This window comes from Ferrovibrio terrae, assembly GCF_943372915.1.
Taxonomy (GTDB): Bacteria; Pseudomonadota; Alphaproteobacteria; order Ferrovibrionales; family Ferrovibrionaceae; genus Ferrovibrio; species Ferrovibrio terrae_A.
Map to the genome: position 1 here is coordinate 54,788 of NZ_CALSAN010000014.1, position 21,912 is coordinate 76,699.

Genomic DNA, 21,912 nt, shown 5'->3' on the forward strand with positions numbered 1-21,912 from the left:
AATCAATTGCTGGCAAGCATGTTCACGGTCAGCGCGATCACCGTGGTGTTGAAAAAGAACGACACCACGCTGTGCATCAGGGTCAGGCGCCGCATGCCGCGCGACTGCGTGGTCACATCCGAGACCTGGCAGGTCATGCCGATGACAAAGGCATAGTAAAAGAAATCACTGTAATCGGGCTCGCGCCCGCCGGGGAAGTCGAGGCCACCATGCTCCTTGCGCTTCCCGTCCCCCGGCCGGTCGCCATAGTAAAGATGCGCGTAATGCAGGGCGAGCACCGTATGGATCAGGAACCAGGCGCAGATCATGCTGGCGCCACCCAGCCCAAGGCGCAATATCCTGATGCTGCCCGTCGCATCATCCTTGGCATAGATCATCATGCCGAGCGCCAGCAGACTGATGGCTGCGGCAACCACCACCAGCAGCGAAATGATCCAGGCGCTGTCATCCAGATCACGGGCCCGCTTGCGCAGCATGGCGATGGATACACCGCTGACCGCATACCAGGTCCAGGCAAGGAACAGCAGCACGCCCGCCAGCCAGGCCGCACCGGCATGGATCATCGGGTCGTCGGGGTCGAACGGCCACAGAAAAATGGCGGCGCCGATACCCAGGCAGATCAGCAGGCGCCAGCCGGCCGACATGTGTTGCAAAATCTCAAATAGCCTGGCCATCGCATCCCCTGCCGCAGAGTCGGTGCTGGAGCAGTGTACAACGCGATGCCAGCCAAGGCAGTTCCGTCAGCGCCAGTCTGGTCTCAACGTATGGGCGTCGGATCGCCGGGCTGTGACTGCCAGTCCAGCACCTGCCAGCGGCCGGCCACCTGCTTGAGGCGATAGCGGGTCGGCGGCGCCGGTGTGGTGCCGCAATCGGGCTCGGCCAGCTGCAGGCCGCAGTTGCGGCCGGCAACAGCAATCACCGCCTCATCGGCTGCCGGCTGCTCGGCAGACGCGATGCGGTAGCTCCACCAGTAGCGCGAGGCCGTCATCGTGCGGAGAAAACCGGCAGCGCCTTCACTGCCGGCCCAGACCACGCGGCACAGATCGGTGTCGCGGCGGGCGAAACAGGCCAGCAGGGTTTCAACGGCGCATAGCGGGGTTTCAGGGCTGCCGATACAGCGGCTGTCGCTGCGGGCCACAGGGCCGATCAGGCGATACTGGCCGGCGGGATCGACAGATGGAAGCTGGGCCGAAACCGGGCCGGCCAAGGCAAGACCCAGAAGAACGGCGACGAAACTGCGCATGACGCTCCTCCCCATTTGTTATGGGGAGGAGCTTAGCACGGTTTTTTGGATTTTTCAGTGCAGGATCTGGCTGAGGAACAGCTGGGTCCGCTCGTTCTGCGGATTGGAGAAGAACTCTTCCGGCGTGTTCTGTTCGATGATCTCGCCGCGATCCATGAAGATCACGCGATCGGCCACCTTGCGGGCAAAGCCCATTTCATGGGTGACGCAGATCATGGTCATGCCGCCCTCTTCGGCCAGGCCGACCATGACATCCAGTACTTCCTTGACCATTTCCGGATCGAGCGCCGAGGTCGGCTCATCGAACAGCATGATCTTGGGGTTCATGCACAGCGAGCGCGCGATGGCGACACGCTGCTGCTGGCCGCCCGACAGTTGGCCAGGATACTTGTTGGCCTGCTCGGGGATGCGCACGCGGTTGAGATACTTCATCGCGGTCGCCTCGGCCTCGGCCTTGGGCTTTTTCAGCACCCAGATCGGACCGATGGTGAGGTTTTCCAGCACGGTGAGATGCGGGAAGAGATTGAAGTGCTGGAACACCATGCCGACCTCGCGACGGATGGCATCGATGTTCTTCAGGTCGTTGGTCAGTTCGGTGCCATCGACGATGATATGGCCCTTCTGATGCTCTTCCAGCCGGTTGATGCAGCGGATCATGGTCGACTTGCCCGAGCCCGACGGCCCGCAGACGACGATGCGTTCGCCCTTCTTGACGTTGAGGTTGATGTTCCGCAACACGTGGAATTCGCCATACCACTTGTTGACACTTTGCAGTTCGATGATCGGCGCAACCATGGTCATGGCCCCCTTAGCGCTTATGTCCGGTTGCCAGACGCTTTTCGAGATTCTGGCTGTATTTCGACATGGAATAGCAGAAGACGAAGTAGATCACCGAGACGAAGATATAGGCCTCGATGGAGAAGCCGCGCCAGGCCGGATCGGTCAGCGCCACCTTGGTGGATTGCATCAGATCGTAGATGCCGATGATCACCACCAGCGAGGTGTCCTTGAACACCGCGATGAACAGGCTGACCAGCGGCGGGATCACGATCTTCAGCGCTTGCGGCAGGATGATGAAGCCCATCTTCTGGCCATAGCTGAGGCCAAGCGAGTCGGCGCCTTCATACTGCCCCTTCGGGATCGCCTGCAGGCCGCCACGCACCACCTCCGCCAGATAGGCGGCGGCAAACAGGATGATGGCGATCTGCGCGCGCAGCAGCTTGTCGATGCTGAAGCCTTCCGGCAGGAACAGTGGCAGCATCACCGACGACATGAACAGCATCGAGATCAGCGGCACGCCGCGGATCAGCTCGATATAGAGCACGCAGAGCGTCTTGATCGCCGGCATTTTCGAGCGCCGCCCGAGCGCCAGCGCGACGCCGAAGGGAAACGCGATGGCAATGCCGAAGGTGGCGAGGATGAGGGTGAGCGGCAGGCCGCCCCACAGCGTGTCCTCGACATATTTCAGGCCGAGGATGCCGCCCCACATCAGCACAGACACCAGGATCAGCCCGCCGACCCAGATCGGCAGCAGGATCACGGTCCAGAAGCGCGGGATCGTGCTGACCACGATCATGGCGATCAGGATGATGGTGGCCAGCAGAGGCCGCCACTGCTCGTCGTAGGGATACAGGCCAAACAGCATCAGCCGGTATTTGACGCCGATGAAGGCCCAGCAGGCACCGCCACCGGCGCGGCATTCCTGCGAGGTTGCCGCCGTGAAGTTGGCCTTGATCAGGGCCCACTCGATGAACGGCGGCAACGACATCAGCAACAGCCAGACCGACAGGATGGTCAGGATGGCATTGAGCGGTGAGGAGAACAGCCGTTCCTTCACCCAGGCAATCGGCCCGGTGGTGGTGTTCGGCGGCGGCAGGGATTCGGTTGCTGTCGTCATCTTACCGCTCCACCAGCGCAATATGCTTGTTGTACCAATTCATGAAGAGCGAGATCGACAGACTGATGGCCAGATAAACCGCCATGATGATCAGGATGCCTTCGATGGCCTGCCCGGTCTGGTTCAGCGTCGTGTTGGCAATCGAGACGATATCGGGATAACCGATCGCCACCGCCAGCGAGCTGTTCTTGGTCAGGTTCAGATACTGGCTGGTCATCGGCGGGATGATGACGCGCAGCGACTGCGGCAGCACGATCAGGCGCAGCGTCTGGGTGCGGCTGAGGCCGAGCGCCCCGGCAGCCTCCCATTGGCCGTAACTGACCGCCTGGATGCCGGCGCGCACCACCTCGGCGATGAAGCCCGCGGTATAGAGCACCAGGCCGAACAGCAGGGCGGCGAATTCCGGCGTCAGTGTGGCGCCGCCGACGAAGTTGAAGCCCTGCAGCTTCGGTACATCGAGTTCCAGCGGTGCGCCGCCGATCAGCCAGCCGAGCAGCGGCATGCCGACAAGCAGGGCCAGAGCAGTGCGGTAGATCGGGAACGGCTTGCCGGTGGCGTCCTGCCGTTTCTTGGCCAGATTGGCCATGATGCCGATCAGCACGAAGGCGAGCAGGAAACCGATGGCGGCCAAATCGAAGGCGCCGTGGTCGGTCGGGGCCGGCACCTTGATGCCGCGGTTCGACATGAACACGCCGGGCATCAGGTTGATGGCAGAGCGCGGACCAGGCAGCGTCTCGGTGATCAGCGCATACCAGAAGAACAGCTGCAGCAGCAGCGGCACGTTGCGGATCACCTCGACATAGATCATCGACAGCTTGGCGATCAGCCAGTTCTTCGACAGCCGGGCGATGCCGACAATCGTGCCGATGATGGTGGCCAGGATGATGCCGATCACCGCCACACGGATGGTGTTCAGCAGGCCGACCAGAATGGCGCGGGCGTAGGTGTTTTCCGGGCCGAAAGCGATCGGCGATTCGCCGATGGCGAAGCCCGATTCACGGCCGAGGAAATCGAAGCCGGTGGAAATGTTGCGGATCGAGAGATTGTGCAGCGTGTTGGAAATCAGAAACCACGCCACTGCAACCACGATAGAAACGGCGACGACTTGATACACCACGGAACGAACATCGGGATCGTTCCAGTTCAGACGCCGCGGCGGCGCGGCTTGCGCGCCTTTACTTTGATGGTCTGCCATGTGCCCCCCATGGCTAAGAGAAACTTATAAACGCTGAAGTGAAGCGATGGGCCGGCGGTGCCCTGTACACCGCCGGCCCTGCTTACGACTTAGCGGATCGGCCAGGCGTAGAGCGCGCCGCCCTTCGACCACTGCTGATTGACACCACGTGCCAGCTTCAGCGGGCTGCCCATGCCGACATTACGTTCGAAGCTTTCGCCGTAATTGCCGACCTGCTTGATGATGTTGTAGGCCCACTTCTCGTCAAGGCCGAGCGCCTTGCCGGCACCCGGGGTGACACCCAGGATGCGCTTGATGTTCGGGTTGTCGCTCTTCAGCATCTCGTCGACATTGGCCGACGTAATGCCGTATTCCTCGGCCTCGATCATCGCGTTGAGCGCCCAGCGGACCACGACCAGCCACTGGTCGTCACCCTGACGCACCATCGGGCCGAGCGGCTCCTTGGAGATGATTTCCGGCAGGATCAGATGATCGTCGCCATTCGGCAGCTGGGTCGCGCGCGTGGCGGCCAGACCGGAGGCGTCCGTGGTGTACACGTCGCAACGGCCGGAAGCGTAAGCGGCAACGACTTCGTCCAGCTTCTCGATGACGACCGGCTTGAAGGTCATCTTCTCAGAGCGGAAGTAATCGGCGAGGTTCAGCTCGGTGGTGGTGCCCGGCTGCACGCAGACGGTGGCGCCGTTCAGCTCCTTGGCGCTCTTCACGCCGAGCTTCTTGGTCACCATGAAACCCTGGCCGTCATAGTAATTGATGCCGGCACCGATCAGACCCAGCGACGCGTCGCGGGTCAGGGTCTGCGTGGTGTTGCGCGACAGAAGGTCCACTTCGCCGGACTGCAGCGCGGTGAAGCGCTGCTGCGCAGTCAGGCCGGTATACTTCACCTTGGTGGCATCGCCGAACATCGCGGCGGCAACCGCACGGCAGACATCGACGTCGAGACCCTTCCAGACGCCTTGGCTGTCCGGGGCGGCGAAACCGCCGAGACCGGTATTCGTGCCACACTGCACAAAGCCCTTGGCCTTGACGGAATCAAAGGTGGCGCCCGCCTGCGCGCCCTGTGCGACAAACACAAGCGCCGCCGCGGCAGCGGCCGTTGCAATAAGTTTCATAGGTTAACCCTTCCCTGTTGTGACTGGGTTCTGCGTTGGGGCAGAACTGCCTAAAATTATCACGACGCTGTAAAAACCGGCAAGATAACGTCAGTTATCCACAGGATGGCCGCATACCGCGCTGCCTTGCCGGCAGTCACCACAATCAAGAATCGGGCCAAGGGGTAACGGAGTGCGCCTGCAGCAAAGGTCAGCGGGTCACCCACCACCGGAATCCAAGAAAAAAGCAGGATCCAGCCGCCCCAGCGCGCGAAGCGGGTCTCGGCTTTATGCAGGCGGTCGGGTGTGATGGGAAACCAGCGCTTGTGCTTAAAGCGCAGGCACCAGCCGCCCAGACCCCAATTTATGAGTGCACCGCACACATTGCCGGCGGTGGCGATAAGGAAAAGTTGAACGGGCGGTGCCGCCGCCATGGCATGGGCCGTCGACAGCGCCACCTCCGACGACAGCGGCACCAAAGTGGCGGCCAGCAAGGACCAGAAAAACAGGCCGCCGAGGGTGAAGCTCTGCTCTATGACGCGCTCCGGGTCTTTGCCGCGGCCGGTGTCACGACGTCAGCTTCACGGCATCGGCCTCGCCCAGATCCCACAGCAGGCCGGCCATCATCGCCAGTCCCTCGCGCATGACCGGCAACAGGATATGCTCGTTCGGCGCATGCTGCGAACAGGCGGCATAGGAATGCGGCATCCATACGGTGGGCAGGCCGAGCGTTTCGGCAAACACCTCGTTGGGCAGCGAGCCGCCCAGATTGGGCAGCAGCGCCGGCTTGCGGCCCATGGTCTTCTCGACCGAGGCCACTGCTAAATGCACATAGGGATGATCGGGATCGAGCCGCGTGGCGGTGAAGATCTCGGCCCGCGCCTGCGTCACCTGCACCTGGGGGAAACCGTGACGATCGAGATGACGGCGCAGGGCCGGCAGGAACTGCGACGAATCCGGCCCGACGACGAAGCGGATCTGGCAATGCGCAGTGGCGATGCCGGGAATCGCATTGACCGGGAATTCGGGATTGCCGGTCTTGAAGGCCAGCACATCGAAGCTGCACCAGCCATAGACGCGCTCTGCCGGCGTCAGGCCCGGTTCGCCCCACCAGGTATCGACCTGCGGCCCGTCGCTGCCGCCGCCGACTTCGCAATCGGCGAGCGCGCGCTTCACCCCGGCCGGCAGTTCCTTCGGCACCCATTCCGGCACGCGGATCTGGCCGGTGGGGCCGGCGATGCTGGCAATGGCATGGGCCAGGATGATGCCCGGATCGGCCAGCAGGCCGCCCCAGTTGCCCGAGTGATGCGCGCCCTCGCGCAGGTTCACCGTGAGGTCGAAATTCATCGCGCCACGCGCGCCGCAATACAGCGTCGGCCGTTCCGGCGACAGGCGCGGGCCATCCGAGGCCAGAAACAGGTTAGCCTGCCAGGCATCCTTCTGCGATTTGCAGAAGGCATCAAGGCCGGGCGAGCCGACTTCCTCGCCGGTTTCGATCAGCAGCACGACATTGAAGCCGAGCTTGCCGCCGCGCGCCTTCAGCACGGCGGCCATGGCGGCGATGTTCACCGTATGCTGGCCCTTGTTGTCGGCGGTGCCGCGACCGTAGAGCTTTTCGCCTTCCTGCACGATCTGCCAGGGCGACAGGCCGCTGCGCCATTGCGCGTCCTGGCCGCGGATCACATCGCCATGGCCATAGGAGAACAGTGTCTTGCTGGCGCCAGCCTCGCGGCGGATGGCGACCAGGAAAGGCCCGCCCTTGGGTGAGGGATTGGGATGCACCGTGCACTGGAAGCCGAGCGCTTCCAGCGAACCGCGCATTTCCCGTTCCAGGTAATCGCCCAGCGCCCCGGCGCGATCGGGATTCTGGCTTTCGGTGGGGATGGCGACGCGGCGGGTGAGATCGGCGAGGAAACCGCCCTCATCCAGATAGGTGGTGGCAGCGCGGATCGCGGCATCGCGGGTCATGAAACAGCCTCTTCACTCGGAAATACGAAGCGGCAATGTTAGGCCCCCTGCCCGGCTGCCGCCAAGGCCCGCCGGGCCGGACCAAAGCAAAGTTACGCAGGAAATTGGTTCGGGCGGCGTGCAGCATTCCAACGCTTACGCTCGGGGGACTTCATGCTGCGACCGCTCTGCCTGTCCATCACCAGCCTGGCCGCGCTGGCGGCGGCGCTGATCGCCGGTTTTTTCTATGCCTATCATTGTTCGGTCATGCCCGGCCTGGATGCGGCCGATCCGATGATGGCGATAGCCGCCATGCAGGCGATCAACGCCACCGTGCGTAACATGACCTTCGCCTTCAGCTTTTTTGGCGCGCTGGGCTTCGGCCTGCTCGCCAGCATCACCATGGCACTGCGTCAGCCGCGCGATCCGGCCGCCTGGCTGGTCTGGAGCGGCACGATACTCTACGGCTGCGGCGCCTTTGCCGTCACCATGGCCTTCAATGTGCCATTGAACGAAGCCCTGGCCGCCGCAGCCCCCACCGCCCAGTCAGCGGCGGCGATCTGGCAGGAGTATGCCCAGCCCTGGATCACCTGGAACACCCTGCGCATGATTGCCAGCCTGCTGGCCCTATTCTGCTTTGCTGCGGCATTATGGCTGGAAGCCGGGGCCGCCAAGTCTTCTCATTGATCCGGGGCTTTGCGATAGTTGGACCCCAGATTGGAGTCCGCCATGAAAGACGAAACCAAGCTCGCCACACTCGGCCGCGATCCGGAAGGCCATCACGGCGCCGTCAATATCCCGGTCTACCGCGCCTCGACCATCCTGCAGCCGAGCCTGAAGGCCCTGGCTGACGTGTATACCGCTCGGGCGGAAGACAAGCAGGTCACCTCCTATGGCCGTGTCGGCACGCCGCTGACCTATGCGTTTGAGAATACCGTGGCGGAACTGGAAGGCGGCTATCGCGCCATCGCCTATCCGTCGGGCGCCGGCGCCTGTTCAGGCGCCATCCTCAGCGTGGTGAAGGCCGGCGACCATATCCTGGTGGTCGACAACATCTATGGCCCGACCCGACATTTCTGCGACACCGTGCTGAAGCGGCTCGGCGTCGAGACCGAGTATTTCAAGACCGCCATCGACATGGCGAGCTTCAAGGCGCTGTTCCGCCCCAACACCACACTGGTGTTCATTGAATCACCGGGCTCGCTGACCTTCGAGATGATGGATGTGGCGGCGATCGCCGAGGTGACGCACAAGCATGGCGCCAAGCTGGCGATGGACAACACCTGGGGCACGCCGCTCTATTTCAAGAGCTTCAGCCATGGCGTCGATCTCTCGGTGCATGCCGCGACCAAGTATATCGTCGGCCATTCCGATGCCATGCTGGGCATCGTGATCGCCACCAAGGAGATGTGGCCGACCCTGCGCGACACCGCGCGCACCATCGGTGCCAATGCCGGCCCCGACGAGGTCTATCTCGGCCTGCGCGGCCTGCGCACCATGGCGGTGCGGCTGCCGCGCCATATGGAGAGCGGTCTCACCGTGGCCGACTGGCTGCGCAGCCGCGAGGAAGTCACCAGCGTGCGGCATCCTGGCCTGCCGCAGGATCCGGGCCATGGCATCTGGAAGCGCGACTTCCTCGGCGCCTGCGGCCTGTTCGCCTTCGAACTGCAGAAGAAATACAGCGATGCAGCGGTGGCCGAATTCGTCGACCATCTCGAGCTGTTCGGCATCGGCTATTCCTGGGGCGGCTATGAAAGCCTGGTCTCGGTGCCGGCGATCAAGAGCGTGCGCACCGCCGAACCCTGGCAGGATCACGGTTCGCTGATCCGCCTGCATATCGGCCTGGAGGATACCGGCGACCTGATCGCCGACCTGAAGGCCGGCTTCGACCGACTGAACAAGGCACAGGGATAAACGTGACCATTCGCCTTCTCACCCCGCAGGACCAGCCGCAGCTTGACGCCTTCCTGCGTGACCATACCGCCGAAACCATGATCCTGCGCTCCAACCTGGCGCAAAGCGGCATCGTCGACGGCACCGAACCCTATCAGGGCCGCTATGCTGCCGCCTTCGATGGCGCGCGCATCGTCGGTGCCGCCGCGCTGTATTGGCAGGGCATGCTGGCGGTCTATGCGCCGCGGCATGCTGGCGCCGTCGCCCGCATGGTGGCCGATGGCCGCGCAGTGGCCGGCATTATCGGTCCGTGGCAGCAGGCGCTGGATGCCGAGGATGCCATCGCGCAGGATGGCGCCCACCACAAGCTGCGCTCGCGTGAAATGCTGATGGCGCTGGCGCTGGACCGGCTGGTGCTGCCGCCGCCGCTGCTGCAGGGCCAGAGCCTGCACTGCCGCCGTGCCACGCCTGCGGATTACGAGCTGCTGTACCAGTGGCGGCTCGATTTCTGCTGCGAGAGCCTGGGCGCCACGCCGTCGCAGGCCCTGGCGGAAAGCGCCGCCGGCGAAGTGACTCGCTGGATTGCGGAAGGCAGCCAGTTCATCCTGCTGGACAACGGCCGGCCGGTGGCCGGCTGCTGCTTCAATGCGCGCCTGCCCGATACCGTGCAGATCGGCAATGTCTGGACCCCGCCGGAAAGCCGCAGCCGGGGCTATGGCCGGGCCGTGGTTGCCGGCGCGCTGGATCTGGCGCGGCGCGACGGCGTCACTCAGGCCGTGCTGTTCACGCCGGAGGATAACCCGGCAGCCCAGACGGCTTACCTAGCGATAGGCTTCACGCGCATCGGAGACTATGCCATTTTGCTGCTCGCCGACTGAAACCGGCTTCCGGGGAGCAAACAATGACCGAGATCCTGACTGCACAGGCCGATGGCATCCTGACCATCACCTTCAACCGGCCTGAAAAGAAGAATGCGCTGACCTCGGCGATGTATGCCACGCTGGCCGATGCACTGGAGGCCGCCGAGACTGACGCCGCCGTGCGCGTGATCCTGTTCGCCGGCAATGGTGGGGCGTTCACGGCCGGCAACGATCTGCAGGACTTCCTCAACAATCCGCCGCAGGGCGACAACACGCCGGTCTTCCGCTTCCTGCGCGCCATCAGCACGGCCAGCAAGCCGCTGGTTGCCGCCGTGACCGGCGTGGCGGTTGGCGTCGGCACCACCATGCTGCTGCATTGCGACCTGGTCTATGTCGGCGCCGGGGCCAAGCTGTCGCTGCCCTTCGTCAACCTGGCGCTGGTGCCGGAAGCCGCTTCATCGCTGCTGCTGCCGGCCATGATCGGCCATCACCGCGCCGCCGAGCTGTTCCTGCTGGGCGAACCCTTCGATGCCGATACGGCGAAGGCCTATGGCATCGCCAATGCGATCTTCCCCGATGCCCGTGTGGTGCCGGAAGCCCTGCAGATCGCACAGAAGCTGGCGGCCAAGCCGCCGACGGCGATGAAGCTGACCAAGCAGCTGCTGAAGCGCACCAAGGGCGATGTGGCCGGGCAGATGGCGCTGGAAGGCGAGCATTTCCGCAGCCAGCTGACATCGGCCGAGGCCCGCGAGGCGATGACTGCCTTTTTCGAGAAGCGGCCGCCGAAATTCGGCTGAGACTACATCCGTTTCAGATCAGAGCGCGCGGCAGTCGCGGCAGACGCCGACCACCTCGATGGTCTGGCGTTCGACCTGGAAACCCAGCGCCCGGGCATCCTGCTGGATGCGGGTGCCGAGTTCAGGATCGTTGATCTCGGTGGCGGTGCCGCACTGGCGGCAGATGAAGATTTCCTGTTGCACGGCATGGCCGGGCGCGGTGCAACCGATGAAGGCATTCAGGCTTTCTACCCGGTGCACCAGTCCCTGTTCGACCAGGAAATCGAGCGCGCGATAGACGGTGGGTGGCGCCACTTTCTGGCCATCGCCGCCCAGCTGGGCCAGCAGGTCATAGGCACCGGCCGGCTTGTGGCTCTGCCAGATCAGCTCCAGCACCCGGCGGCGGATCGGCGTAAGCCGGGCGCCGGTGTTGCTGCAATGGCTTTCGGCTGCCGCCAGCGCATCGCTGATGCAGGCGGCATGATCATGGCCATGGGAATGGGAGCTGTGCTGATGGGCGTGGCGGGACATGCCCTCAGTATAGGGCGGGGCCGGGTTCCGGCCAATGGCCCCTATTCGGCCAAAAACGCCGCGATCAGGGCGATCTGCTCCACCGTATCCAGGGCCGGGGCATGGCCGATGCCCGGCATGTCGATGCGGCGCGCCTTCGGTCCGCGCCGGGTCATTTCGGCGGCGGTTTCATCGCTCAGCAGGTCGGATACCGCGCCTCGCAGCAGCAGGGTTTTCGCCGTGATCTGGTCATAGAGCGGCCAGGCATCGCCGGTGACGGTGGCGGCCTGGCGGCCCAGCACGGCGGCGATCTGCGGATCGTAATGCGGGGTCAGACGGCCATCGGGCAGCCGGCGGGCCGAGGTTTCGGCCAGCTTCTGCCAGCCGGCATCGGTGGCAATACCGAAGGGCGCATAGATGGTGCGGAAATACTGTTCCAGCTCAGGCAGCGTGGCAAAGGCCGGCGGCGTGCCGGCATAGCTGAGGATGCGGCTGACCGCCCCGGGCGCGATGGCCGGGCCGACATCGTTGAGCACCAGGTGGCTGATGCGGTCCTTCAGCGCCGTGCCCGCCACCGCCATGCCGATCAGGCCGCCCATCGAGGTGCCGACCCAGCGCGCGGTGGTCAGGTTGAAATGATCGAACAGTTCGATGGCCTGCCGCGCATAGAAGGGCACGGTGTATTCCGCATCCGGCTGCGGGCTCCATTCGCTGAAGCCCCGGCCGATGGTGTCGACGGCCAGCAGGCGGTACTGCGCGCTGAGCGCGGCGGCCAGATCATCGAAGTCACGGGCGTTGCGGGCAAAGCCGTGCCACAGGATCACGGCCGGCGCATCCGCCCTGCCCCAGTCGAGCAGATGGACGCTGCGGCCGGCGAGCGTGAGATAGCGCGAAACCGGCGCGTTCATGAGCGCATTTGCCTGAGCTTGCCGACAATGCCGACCGGGAAGAAATAGACGCTGAGCACGAACAGGATGCCGAGCCAGAGCAGCCAGCGGTCGGCATGGAACAGGCCGGGCAGCAGGGGAATGCCGGCGGCTTCCAGCATGCCGCTGAACTGCCCCATCAGCACCTGCAGGTAATTCTGCGCCAGGATGAAGATGGTGGCGCCCAGCACGGCGCCATAGAGCGTGCCCATGCCGCCGATCACCACCATCAGCAGGATGTCGATCATGATGGCGAAGCTGAGCGTGGTGTCCGGCCCGGTATACCGCAGCCACAGTGCCATCAGCACGCCGGCCAGGGTGGCCATGCCGGCCGACAGGCAGTTGGCGATCGAGCGATAGACCACGACGCGATAGCCCAGTGCCTCGGCACGGAAATCGTTTTCGCGGATCGCCTGCAGCACCCGGCCGAAGGGCGAGTTCACCACCCGCAGCGCCAGCAGGAACAGGATGAGCGCCGACAGGAAGATCAGGTAGTAGGACAGGATGCGGCCATTGATCATCACGCCCATGACCGGTTCGTCGAACAGGCGGAAGGCCGGCCGCAGCATTTCCGGAATCCGGTAGCTGCGGCCATCTTCGCCGCCCGTGATCTCGTTGAGCTGCGAGGCCAGGATGGCGAAGGCGGATGCCACCGCCAGCGTGATCATGGCAAAGAAGATCGCCCGCACCCGCAGGCTGAACAGGCCGATCAGCAGCGCCAGCAGGATGGCGAGCACCAGGGCGACGACCACGCCGATGCCCAGCGCGCTCCAGGTGGGGCTGAAATTGTACATGGCGATCGCCACGCCATAGCCGCCGATGCCGTAGAACATCGTATGGGCAAAGGAAACAATCCCGGTATAGCCGAGCAGCAGGTCATAGCTCGCCACCAGGATGACGAAGACGCAGATCTTCGCGGCGACGTTGAGCGGCTGGCTGCCCGGGAACAGGAAGGGCGCAAAAGCCAGGCAGATCAGCACGACGAACAGCAGAACACCCAGCACGCGCGAGCGCGGATAGTCGCCGGACAGCAGGCTGTGGATCGGATTGTTGGGCAGCATCGACATATCTCCCCTCACCGCTTGGCCACGGGATAGAGGCCCTGCGGCCGCCACAGCAGGATCACCACCATCAGCAGGATGCTGCTGCCCAGTGCCAGCTTGGGCGCCAGGAAGCCGGTGTAGTTGGCCACCAGCGCCACCAGCAGCGCGCCGATGAAGCAGCCGCCGACCGAGCCCAGGCCGCCGATGATGATGACGATGAAGATCAGCACGTTCACTTCCATGCCCATGCCGGCGGTCAGCGTCTGACGATAGAAAGCCCAGAGCACGCCGCCCAGACCGGCCAGCGCCGAACCGGCGATGAAGACGCCGACGAACAGCCGGCGGATCTTGTAGCCCAGCGCCTCGACCATTTCGGCATTCTCCACGCCGGCGCGGATCAGCAGGCCGATCTTGGTGCGGTTGAGGATCAGATACATGGCGCCGAACACGGCGAGCCCCAGCACCACGGCAATCACGCGATATTTCTCCATTGCCGCATCGCCGATCACGATGGCGCCGCGCAGGCCCTCCGGCAGCCGCAACGGGATCGGGCTGGCACCCCAGATCACATGGATCATCTGTTCGGCCACGATCATGCCGCCCATGGTGATCAGGATCTGCTTCAGATGCTGGCCATAGACCGGGCGGATGACGATACGCTCGAAGGCATAGCCGAGGCCGCCGGTGACCACCATGGCAACCAGGATGCAGGCCAGCAGCACGCCGATATTGAGCAGCAGGTTGTCGGACTCCACCCAGCCGGCAAGCGGGCCCAGTGCCACCAGGCTCATATAGGCGCCGAAGGAAATGAACACGCCATGGCCGAAATTCAGCACGTCCATCAGGCCGAAAACGAGGGTCAGCCCCGAGGCCATCAGGAAGATCATCATGCCCATGGCCAGCGCCGCCACGGTGAGTGTCACCCAGGTCGACACGCTGCCGACGAAGGGCAGCGCCACCAGCATCAGCAGCGGCACCAGCAGCATCGGCAGGTAATCGATCTTCACCTTCGGCAAGATGGCGGCAGGCGTATCGGCAACAGCGGTCATTGATGCGCCTCCATGCTCAGGCCCAGCAGTTTCTGCTGCAGCGTCGCGTCTTCCGCCAGCGCCGCCATGGCCCCGGTATGGACAATGTGGCCATCATCCATCACCGCGACATGATCGCCGAGCAGCTTGGCGGCAAGAAAATTCTGCTCGACCAGCAGGATGGTGGCGCCGGTGGCTTTCAGTTCCTTGAAGGCCTGCACCATGTTCATGATGATGGCCGGTGCCAGACCCTTGGTCGGTTCATCGATCAGCAGCAGGTCGCGCGGCTCGACGATGGCACGCGCGATCGCCAGCATCTGCTTCTGCCCGCCCGACAGCACGCCGGCGGCCAGCGACCAGAATTTCTCCAGCGCCGGAAACAGGCCGAAAATCCACTTCAGACGCACCGGATCGATCTCGCCACCGCGGGCGGCGAGGATCATGTTCTCGCGCACCGTGAGGTCGGCGAAGATGCCCATATTCTCGGGCACGTAGGCGATGCCGGCCTGGGCGATCTCGGGCGTCGGCGTTTTCGTGATATCGCGACCATCGAAGGTGATGCTGCCCTGGCTGGCCTGCCACAGGCCCATGATGGTGCGCAAGGTGGTGGTCTTGCCGGCGCCATTGCGGCCCAGCAGCATGGTGAGCTGGCCGCGCGGCACGACGAGATCGACGCCATGCAGGATGTGATACTGCCCGATATGGGTGTGCACGCCCTGCAGCTTCAGCATGTCGGTCATGCGGCCGCACTCCCCTCTGGCGGCAGGCCCAGATAGGCTTGCTGCACCACGGGCGATGCGATCACCGCGGCCGGTTCGCCATCGGCGACCAGCTGGCCGTTATGTAAAACAATAATGCGATCCGCGAGACTGCGCACCACATCCATCTTGTGCTCGACCAGCAGCACGGTCTTGTCGCCGCGCGCCTTGATGCCCTGGATCAGGTCGAGGATGGTCGGCACTTCATCGACCGACATGCCAGCGGTCGGCTCGTCGAACATGAAGACGTCAGGTTCCAGCGCCAGCAGCAGGGCGACTTCCAGTTTGCGCTGGTCGCCATGGGGCAGCGCACCGGCGATGGCATTGCGCTTGTCGAGCAGGCGCACCTGCTCCAGCAGGCTGTCGGCCTTCTCGATCAGGTCGCGGCGATGGCTCCACAGCTGCAGCAGCTGCAGGCCGGCACCGGCGCGCGACTGCACGGCCAGCCGCACATTCTCCATCACGGTAAGATTCGGGAACAGGTTGGTCAGCTGAAACGCCCGGCCCATGCCGCGCTTGGTGCGCGCCGAGGCCGTCAGGCCGGTGACATCCTCGCCACGCAGCAGCACCTGGCCCGAGGTGGATTTGAGCTGGCCGGAAATCAGATTGAAATAGGTGGTCTTGCCGGCGCCATTGGGCCCGACGATGGCGGTCAGCGTGCCGGGCTGGAAGGCGCAGCTGACGGCATTGACGGCGACATGGCCGCCGAAGCGGATCGTCAGGTCGCGGGTTTCAAGTGTGGGTGTGGCGGACATCTGTCTGAACAAAAAAGACCGCCGGGACATGACGTCCCGGCGGCAGGCGTAATCAACGCTTGTTGCGGATCGGCAGCGGCATGGCCGATTCCTGGATGGTCTGCACCAGATCCAGAAGGTCGTTCTCGTCCTTGCCGTCCTTCTTGACCTTGAAGTGATACATCTGCTGCATCGCCTGGTGGTCTTCCTTGCGGAAGATCATCGTGCCCTTCGGGGTATCGAAGGCCATGCCTTCCATGGCAGCAATCAGCTTGTCGGTGTTGGTGCCACCAGCCTTCTGCACGGCGGTCAGTGCAGCCGAGGCAGCGGCGAAACCGCCGGCGGTGAAGAAGTCCGGCGGGTTGCCGTTGTTGCGCTTCTTGTGTTCGGCCACGAACCAGTCGTTGATCGGGTTCTTCGGGAAGTCGTGATAGTAATAGACGGCGCCTTCCATGCCCGGATAGGGCTTGTAGAGCTTCATCACCGGCAGGATGTTGCCGCCTGGCGCGATCTCGATGTTGAAACGCTCCGGCTTCAGGTCGGCGATCTTGGGCAGCGGATGCGGACCGGCCCAGATCACGGCAATGATGCGCTTGCCCGGCTTGTCTTTCAGCGCGTCGAACATGCGCTGCGCCGAAGCCGTGAAGTCGGTGGTCTGCTGCGGTGCGTATTCCTCGAACACGATCTTGACGTTCGGGCGGATCTGCGCGAGCGCATCCTTCATCGCCTTCACGCCATCGCGGCCGAAGGCATAGTCCTGTGCCAGCGTGGCAATGCTGACCTCACCCGAGGCCGGGAAAGAGGCGGCGCCGGCAATCGCGTCCTGAGATGAATTGCGGCCGGTGCGGAAGATATACTTGTTCCACTTCTCGCCGGTGATCGCGTCGGCCACGGCCGGCTCGACGATCAGGATCTTCTTGTGCTCCTCGGCGACCGGCAGCATGGCGAGCGCGCCGCCCGAACCTGTGGTGCCCACCGCCAGGTCGACATTGTCATCGGCATAGGCCTGCTCGAGCAGCGACTTGGCCAGGTCGGGCTTGAGCTGGTCGTCCTTGGTGATGACCACCACCTTGCGGCCCTGCCAGGTCATGGTGCCCTTGGTCAGGTATTCCAGGCCCATCATGAAGCCGGTCTCGGTCTGCTTGGCATAAGCCTCGAGCTGACCGGTCTTGCTGGTGATCAAAGCGATCTTGAGGTCGGCGGCCTGCGCCGACAGCGCCAGACCGGCGGTCAGTGCGGCGGCCACGGCCACTGTCTTCATCACGCGCTGCATGTATCTCTCCCTTGCGATGCGGGCATGGCGACGGAGACGCGAGTATTGGCATGCGACATGCGCGACATCGGCTCCTCCCTCTGCTTGGCCCGGGTTGTCCCGGTGCCGCTGGCAGACCGCGCCCGCTGGACGGCCCACAAACATGACAGTTGATTCATGTTTCATAGATTTGTACTGTCCGCCCGTTGAGCCGTCAAGCTGCATTCCGGCAAATCACCCCCGGACCGCATGCGGAGGGTTCCAAAAAAGTGAATATGACAAGAGATTCATGGCTCACATGAACGCCAGGAAACGCGCCCTGCCACTGCCCAAAACCGGCCGTGGCGAACAGACCCGCCGCAAGATTCTCGATGCCGCCCAGCGCGAGATCGGCCGGCGCGGCTTTGCCGAGGCCTCGATCAGCACGATCACGGCCGAGGCCGGCGTCGCCCAGGGCACCTTCTACATCTACTTCCGCAGCAAGGAAGATGTGATGCGCGAGCTGGTCCTGCATATGGGCCGTATGCTGCGCCACCATCTGACCGAGGCGACCGAAGGCGCCCGCGACCGCATAGAAGCCGAGCGGCTTGGTCTGCGCGCCTTCCTCGATTTCGTGCGGCGCAATCCCGATCTCTACAAGGTGGTGGAAGAGTCGCAGTTCGTCGACGAGAAGGTCTACCGCCAGTATTACACCGACTTCGCCAAATCCTATCGCATCGCACTGGCCGCCGCCGAAAAGCGCGGCGAGATCGCGCCGGGCAAGAATGACACGGCAACAGAAGTGCGCGCCTGGATGCTGATGGGTATTTCCGTCTTCCTCGGCCAGCGCTACGGGTTGTGGGATCCGAAAACACCCCTCGACCCTATCATCGATGTCGCCTCCGCCATGGTGGCGCATGGCATCGCCGCCAGGGCACCGCGCTGATGGCCGCAACGCTGCTCGATATCACCGATGGCGTGGCGCGGCTGACGCTAAACCGCCCCGAGCGGCACAACAGCCTGGTGCCGGCGCTGCTCGACAGCCTGAATACCGATCTCGAGCGTATTGCCGCCAATAAGGACATCCGTGCCGTGGTGCTGCAGGCGGCCGGCCGCAGCTTCAGCACCGGCGGCGATGTCGCCGGTTTTCAAGCCGTGCCGCGCGGCGAGCGTCGCGCCTATGCCGCAGGGCTGGTCGGCAGCCTCAACCGCGCCATCCTCGCCCTGCTCGGCCTGACGGTCCCGGTAATCGGCCGCATCCATGGTCCGTTGACGGGCGGCGCACTGGGCTTCCTGCTCGCCTGCGATCTGGTGGTGATCACGCCGCAGGCCTTCATCCAGCCCTATTATACCGAGGTCGGCTTCAGTCCCGATGGTGGCTGGACCGCCATGCTGCCCGCCCGTATCGGCTATCAGCAGGCGCGCGAGATCCAGCTGCTGAACCGCCGCATCATGGCGCTGGAAGCCGTCCAGCTCGGTCTTGCCACCACGCTGGCCGAGCCCGACAGTCTGGACAGCACCATTGAAGGCTGGCTGCTGGAGCTGCGCAGCAAGCAGCCGGGCAGCGTCGCCTGCACCAAGCGCCTGCTGGCACAAGACTGCGCCGCTGGCCTGCTGGCCGAACAACGTGCCTTCGTAGACCAGATTGACAGCGCCGAAGCCGAGGCCGGCATGGTGCGTTTCCTGGCAAAGAGCGCCTAGCCATGCAGATGGTTTTCGACATTGCCGCCCGCCGCGCTGAGCTGAGCCCTGACAAGATCGCCTTCATCGAGCGTGAAAGTGGTCGCCGCCTGACCTATCGCGACCTTGATGATCGTGCCTGCCGCTTTGCCGCCTGGCTGCAGGCGAACGGCATCGCCCGTGGCGATCGCATCGCCATCCTCTGTCAGAACAGCACCAGCTTTTTCGAGATCCTGTTTGCCTGCGGCAAGCTGGGGGCCATCCTAGTGCCGCTGAACTGGCGTCAGCCGGCACCGGAGCTGATCCCGGTGGCGCAGGATGCCGCGCCGAAGCTGCTGATCCATGATGCCGAGCATGCCGCCCTGGCGGCAGAACTGAACCTGCCGCTGCTGTCCTTCGCCGCTTACGAACAGGCTGTCGCCACCGCGGCGCCGGGCCAGTACGACACGGCATGGGAGCCGGATCGCATCTGGTACATGCTCTATACCTCGGGCACCACCGGCAAGCCCAAGGCGGTGATCCAGACACCGCGCATGGCCTATGCCAATGCGATCAATATCGGCCAGGCCATCGACCTGACCTCCAGCGATACGACGCTGAATTTCCTGCCACTGTTCCATACGGCCGGCATCAACCTACATACCCTGCCGCTGCTGATGTGGGGCGGCACCATTCAGGTGCTGAAGAAATTCGAGATCGATCCGGTGATGACCGCACTGCAGACCGGCGACTGCACGGCCTTTTTCGGTGTGCCGGCCATTTATCAGGCGATCAGCCTGCATAAGGATTTTGCCACGGCCGAGTTCACCAAGGTGCGCAGCTGGGGCTGTGGGGGCGCGCCGCTGCCGGCCAGCCTGATCGAACTGTTTGCCGGGCGCGGCGTTCTGGTCTGCAACGGCATGGGCATGACCGAGACCGGCCCCACCGTGTTCCTGATGGATCGCGCCCATGCCCAGACGAAAATTGGCTCCGTGGGCAAGCCGCAGATTCTCGCCGAAGTGCGCGTGGTGGATGACAATGACCAGCCCCTGCCCGTCGACCACGCCGGTGAGCTGCAGATCCGCGGTCCCGGCATCACGCCGGGCTACTGGAACAACGAGGCGGCGACCAGCGCCGCCTTCACCAGCGATGGCTGGCTGCGCACCGGCGATGTCGCCCGCCGCGATACGGACGGCTATTACTATATTGTCGACCGGATCAAGGACATGTTCATTTCCGGTGGCGAGAACGTCTATCCGGCCGAGGTCGAGATCGCGATCTACAAATTCCCGGGCGTCCTGGAATGCGCAGTAATCGGCGTGCCGGATGAGAAATGGGGCGAAGTCGGCTGTGCCTATGTGCTGCCCCACCCAGATGCAGCGATGGATGCCGAAGCGCTACGCGCCTTCTGCCGACAGAACTTGGCGGCCTACAAGGTGCCCAAGCATATCCGCATCATCGAGGATTTCCCGCGCACGGCCGCTGGCAAGGTGCAGAAACACGTGCTGCGCAATCGGTTTGCAGGAACGCCATGATCAGTCTCGACCGCAGCCTGAGCCAGGACGAGTTTAACCGCTTTGCCACTGTCAGCGGTGACAACAACCCGATCCATGTCGACCCGGCGTTTTCAGCCCGCACCCGCTTCGGCCGCACGGTCAGCCACGGCATGCTGCTCTATACAGTGCTGTGGGGCATGATCCAGAAGCAGTATCCCGGCGCGCGCCAGATCAGTCAGGCTTTGATGTTTCCCAATCCGGCCTATGCCGGGGATATGCACCGCTTCACCCTGACCGAGACCGCGGCGCTGGGCGGCAGCCGCGTGCTGACTACGCAGGTAACCCGCGTTGCCGATGGCGCAGTGGTGCTGGATGGCCAAACGGAGATCGCCCTGCCATGAGCGACGCATCCATCAGCCATAAGGGCATGCGGGTCGGCGATCATGCCGAAATTCGTCGCAGCTTCACCGCCGATGACCTTACCGCCTTCCAGGCACTGGCTGGCGGCACGGCGCCGCTGACCACCGTGCCCGAACCCCTGATCGGTGCGCTGTTTTCCTACCTTCTGGGTGTCGAACTGCCCGGCTTCGGCACCAATTATCTGAAGCAGGAGCTTGGCTTCGAGAAAGCCGCGCCGGTGGGCACGGAGCTGATCGCGCGGGTCGAGATCACGCGCCTGCGTCCCGACAAGCATCTGGTCGATCTCGCCACCACCTGCTCTGATGCCGCCGGCACAATTTACTGTCGCGGCCGCGCCCTGGTGCTGGCCAAGGATGTCGGGGCCTGACGGCGTGATGCATGTCCTCGACAAGGGCCACGGCCGGCCGCTGATCTTCCTGCATGGCTGGTCCAGCCATGGCGGCTATTTTGCCCCCCAGGTGGAGAGCCTGAGCAGCAGCTGCCGGCTGGTGATCCCCGATCTGCCCGGCCATCGCAACAGCTGGGCGCCGCTGAACGAACTCAATATCCGGAAATTAGCCGACGACCTGCATGCCTTGATCGTGGAGCGCAAACTGAATGACGCGGTCCTGATCGGCTGGTCGATGGGCGCCATGGTGGCATTCGACTACATCGCCCAATACGGCAGCGACCAGATCGGCGGCCTGGTCATCGAAGATATGACTGTCAAGATCACCAACGAGCCCGGCTGGCGCTTCGGCATTCGCAACGGTTTTGACGCCGCGCAGAGCGAAGCCGCGGTTGAGGCCATGCGCAACGACTGGATCTCCTACAGCCAGAATGCCATGCCGCGTCTCTTCGCCCGCGGCCGTATTCCCGATGCCAAGACCGGCGGCTGGGTCGCCAACGAGATCATGAACAATGACGGCCAGGCCATGGCGGCACTGTGGTCGTCAATGGCCCAGCAGGATTTCCGCTGCCTGTTGCCGCAACTGGCCCTGCCGGTGCTGGTACTGCATGGCGGCGAGAGCCAGCTTTACGAACCCGCCGTCGGGCAGTGGCTGGCCGCCAACATCGCCGGCGCACGGCGATACTGCTTCGACAATGCCGGCCATACGCCGCATCTCGAGGTGCCGGACGACTACAACCGCGCACTGACCAGTTTTATCACGTCCCTGTGACCGGACCGACTTCACTCTGAACCTGTAACGGCCATCACTTGCCTGCAG

25 protein-coding genes are annotated in these 21,912 nt (G+C 63.9%); 10 read left to right on the forward strand and 15 right to left on the reverse strand.

Annotated features, from left to right (window positions below):
- Positions 1–2: 2 nt before the first annotated feature.
- From AAG821_RS11735 to AAG821_RS11770, 8 genes are all read right to left on the reverse strand, one after another.
- Entirely contained in the window at positions 3–644 is a 642-nt protein-coding gene (locus tag AAG821_RS11735) for a DUF1345 domain-containing protein (RefSeq protein WP_341912438.1), read from the reverse strand.
- Positions 645–757: 113 nt separating this feature from the next.
- Positions 758–1,243, reverse strand: coding sequence for a hypothetical protein (locus AAG821_RS11740; protein WP_341912436.1), 486 nt, complete (start codon positions 1,241–1,243; stop codon positions 758–760).
- 54 nt (positions 1,244–1,297) lie between these two features.
- Entirely contained in the window at positions 1,298–2,044 is a 747-nt protein-coding gene (locus AAG821_RS11745; RefSeq protein ID WP_341912434.1) for an amino acid ABC transporter ATP-binding protein, read from the reverse strand.
- A gap of 7 nt (positions 2,045–2,051) precedes the next feature.
- Positions 2,052–3,140: an amino acid ABC transporter permease gene (locus AAG821_RS11750; RefSeq protein WP_341912432.1), complete on the reverse strand. Its 1,089-nt coding sequence runs from the start codon at positions 3,138–3,140 to the stop codon at positions 2,052–2,054.
- Position 3,141: 1 nt separating this feature from the next.
- The gene (locus AAG821_RS11755) at positions 3,142–4,335 is read right to left on the reverse strand and encodes an amino acid ABC transporter permease (protein WP_341912430.1); all 1,194 of its coding nucleotides are present in this window, start codon (positions 4,333–4,335) and stop codon (positions 3,142–3,144) included.
- 89 nt (positions 4,336–4,424) lie between these two features.
- Positions 4,425–5,444, reverse strand: coding sequence for an amino acid ABC transporter substrate-binding protein (locus AAG821_RS11760; protein ID WP_341912428.1), 1,020 nt, complete (start codon positions 5,442–5,444; stop codon positions 4,425–4,427).
- 59 nt (positions 5,445–5,503) lie between these two features.
- Positions 5,504–5,917, reverse strand: a complete 414-nt coding sequence (locus AAG821_RS11765; RefSeq protein ID WP_341916283.1) for a YqaA family protein — start codon at positions 5,915–5,917, stop codon at positions 5,504–5,506.
- A 73-nt stretch (positions 5,918–5,990) separates the two neighbouring features.
- Positions 5,991–7,391, reverse strand: coding sequence for a M20 family metallopeptidase (locus AAG821_RS11770; RefSeq protein WP_341912426.1), 1,401 nt, complete (start codon positions 7,389–7,391; stop codon positions 5,991–5,993).
- 153 nt (positions 7,392–7,544) lie between these two features.
- Between AAG821_RS11770 and AAG821_RS11775 the strand changes: the two genes are divergently transcribed.
- The 4 genes from AAG821_RS11775 to AAG821_RS11790 are packed head-to-tail and all read left to right on the forward strand — an operon-like array spanning position 7,545 to position 10,920.
- Positions 7,545–8,057 (forward strand): anthrone oxygenase family protein, encoded by a 513-nt coding sequence (locus AAG821_RS11775; protein ID WP_341912425.1) that lies wholly within the window; start codon positions 7,545–7,547, stop codon positions 8,055–8,057.
- Between the two features lie 42 nt (positions 8,058–8,099).
- On the forward strand, positions 8,100–9,284 hold the full coding sequence (gene metC, locus AAG821_RS11780; RefSeq protein WP_341912424.1) for a cystathionine beta-lyase: 1,185 nt from the start codon (positions 8,100–8,102) through the stop codon (positions 9,282–9,284).
- A 2-nt stretch (positions 9,285–9,286) separates the two neighbouring features.
- Complete coding sequence (locus tag AAG821_RS11785; RefSeq protein WP_341912422.1) at positions 9,287–10,141, forward strand: GNAT family N-acetyltransferase; 855 nt, start codon at positions 9,287–9,289, stop codon at positions 10,139–10,141.
- A 23-nt stretch (positions 10,142–10,164) separates the two neighbouring features.
- Positions 10,165–10,920, forward strand: coding sequence for an enoyl-CoA hydratase (locus AAG821_RS11790; RefSeq protein WP_341912420.1), 756 nt, complete (start codon positions 10,165–10,167; stop codon positions 10,918–10,920).
- A gap of 18 nt (positions 10,921–10,938) precedes the next feature.
- Here AAG821_RS11790 and AAG821_RS11795 read toward each other — a convergent pair whose 3' ends face one another.
- The 7 genes from AAG821_RS11795 to AAG821_RS11825 are packed head-to-tail and all read right to left on the reverse strand — an operon-like array spanning position 10,939 to position 17,171.
- Positions 10,939–11,430 (reverse strand): Fur family transcriptional regulator, encoded by a 492-nt coding sequence (locus AAG821_RS11795; protein WP_341912418.1) that lies wholly within the window; start codon positions 11,428–11,430, stop codon positions 10,939–10,941.
- Positions 11,431–11,471: 41 nt separating this feature from the next.
- Positions 11,472–12,317: an alpha/beta hydrolase gene (locus tag AAG821_RS11800; RefSeq protein WP_341912416.1), complete on the reverse strand. Its 846-nt coding sequence runs from the start codon at positions 12,315–12,317 to the stop codon at positions 11,472–11,474.
- Entirely contained in the window at positions 12,314–13,402 is a 1,089-nt protein-coding gene (locus AAG821_RS11805; protein ID WP_341912414.1) for a branched-chain amino acid ABC transporter permease, read from the reverse strand. Before AAG821_RS11805 ends, AAG821_RS11800 begins: the two co-directional genes overlap by 4 nt.
- 8 nt (positions 13,403–13,410) lie before the next feature.
- Positions 13,411–14,427, reverse strand: a complete 1,017-nt coding sequence (locus AAG821_RS11810) for a branched-chain amino acid ABC transporter permease (RefSeq protein WP_341912410.1) — start codon at positions 14,425–14,427, stop codon at positions 13,411–13,413.
- Positions 14,424–15,146: an ABC transporter ATP-binding protein gene (locus tag AAG821_RS11815; protein WP_341912408.1), complete on the reverse strand. Its 723-nt coding sequence runs from the start codon at positions 15,144–15,146 to the stop codon at positions 14,424–14,426. Before AAG821_RS11815 ends, AAG821_RS11810 begins: the two co-directional genes overlap by 4 nt.
- On the reverse strand, positions 15,143–15,919 hold the full coding sequence (locus AAG821_RS11820) for an ABC transporter ATP-binding protein (protein WP_341912406.1): 777 nt from the start codon (positions 15,917–15,919) through the stop codon (positions 15,143–15,145). Before AAG821_RS11820 ends, AAG821_RS11815 begins: the two co-directional genes overlap by 4 nt.
- Before the next feature lie 52 nt (positions 15,920–15,971).
- Positions 15,972–17,171 (reverse strand): substrate-binding domain-containing protein, encoded by a 1,200-nt coding sequence (locus tag AAG821_RS11825; RefSeq protein WP_341912404.1) that lies wholly within the window; start codon positions 17,169–17,171, stop codon positions 15,972–15,974.
- A 277-nt stretch (positions 17,172–17,448) separates the two neighbouring features.
- Between AAG821_RS11825 and AAG821_RS11830 the strand changes: the two genes are divergently transcribed.
- From AAG821_RS11830 to AAG821_RS11855, 6 genes are read left to right on the forward strand one after another with little or no spacing between them, the layout of a single operon-like run.
- A complete protein-coding gene (locus tag AAG821_RS11830; RefSeq protein ID WP_341894045.1) occupies positions 17,449–18,075 on the forward strand; it encodes a TetR/AcrR family transcriptional regulator in 627 nt (208 codons plus the stop codon).
- A complete protein-coding gene (locus tag AAG821_RS11835; RefSeq protein WP_341912402.1) occupies positions 18,075–18,830 on the forward strand; it encodes an enoyl-CoA hydratase/isomerase family protein in 756 nt (251 codons plus the stop codon). Before AAG821_RS11830 ends, AAG821_RS11835 begins: the two co-directional genes overlap by 1 nt.
- 2 nt (positions 18,831–18,832) lie before the next feature.
- The gene (locus AAG821_RS11840; protein ID WP_341912401.1) at positions 18,833–20,323 is read left to right on the forward strand and encodes a long-chain fatty acid--CoA ligase; all 1,491 of its coding nucleotides are present in this window, start codon (positions 18,833–18,835) and stop codon (positions 20,321–20,323) included.
- Positions 20,320–20,685: a MaoC/PaaZ C-terminal domain-containing protein gene (locus AAG821_RS11845; RefSeq protein WP_341912400.1), complete on the forward strand. Its 366-nt coding sequence runs from the start codon at positions 20,320–20,322 to the stop codon at positions 20,683–20,685. Before AAG821_RS11840 ends, AAG821_RS11845 begins: the two co-directional genes overlap by 4 nt.
- Positions 20,682–21,071, forward strand: a complete 390-nt coding sequence (locus AAG821_RS11850) for a hypothetical protein (RefSeq protein WP_341912399.1) — start codon at positions 20,682–20,684, stop codon at positions 21,069–21,071. The genes AAG821_RS11845 and AAG821_RS11850 overlap by 4 nt, the downstream gene beginning before the upstream one ends.
- Entirely contained in the window at positions 21,058–21,864 is an 807-nt protein-coding gene (locus tag AAG821_RS11855; RefSeq protein WP_341912397.1) for an alpha/beta hydrolase, read from the forward strand. The genes AAG821_RS11850 and AAG821_RS11855 overlap by 14 nt, the downstream gene beginning before the upstream one ends.
- Positions 21,865–21,912 lie beyond the last annotated feature (48 nt).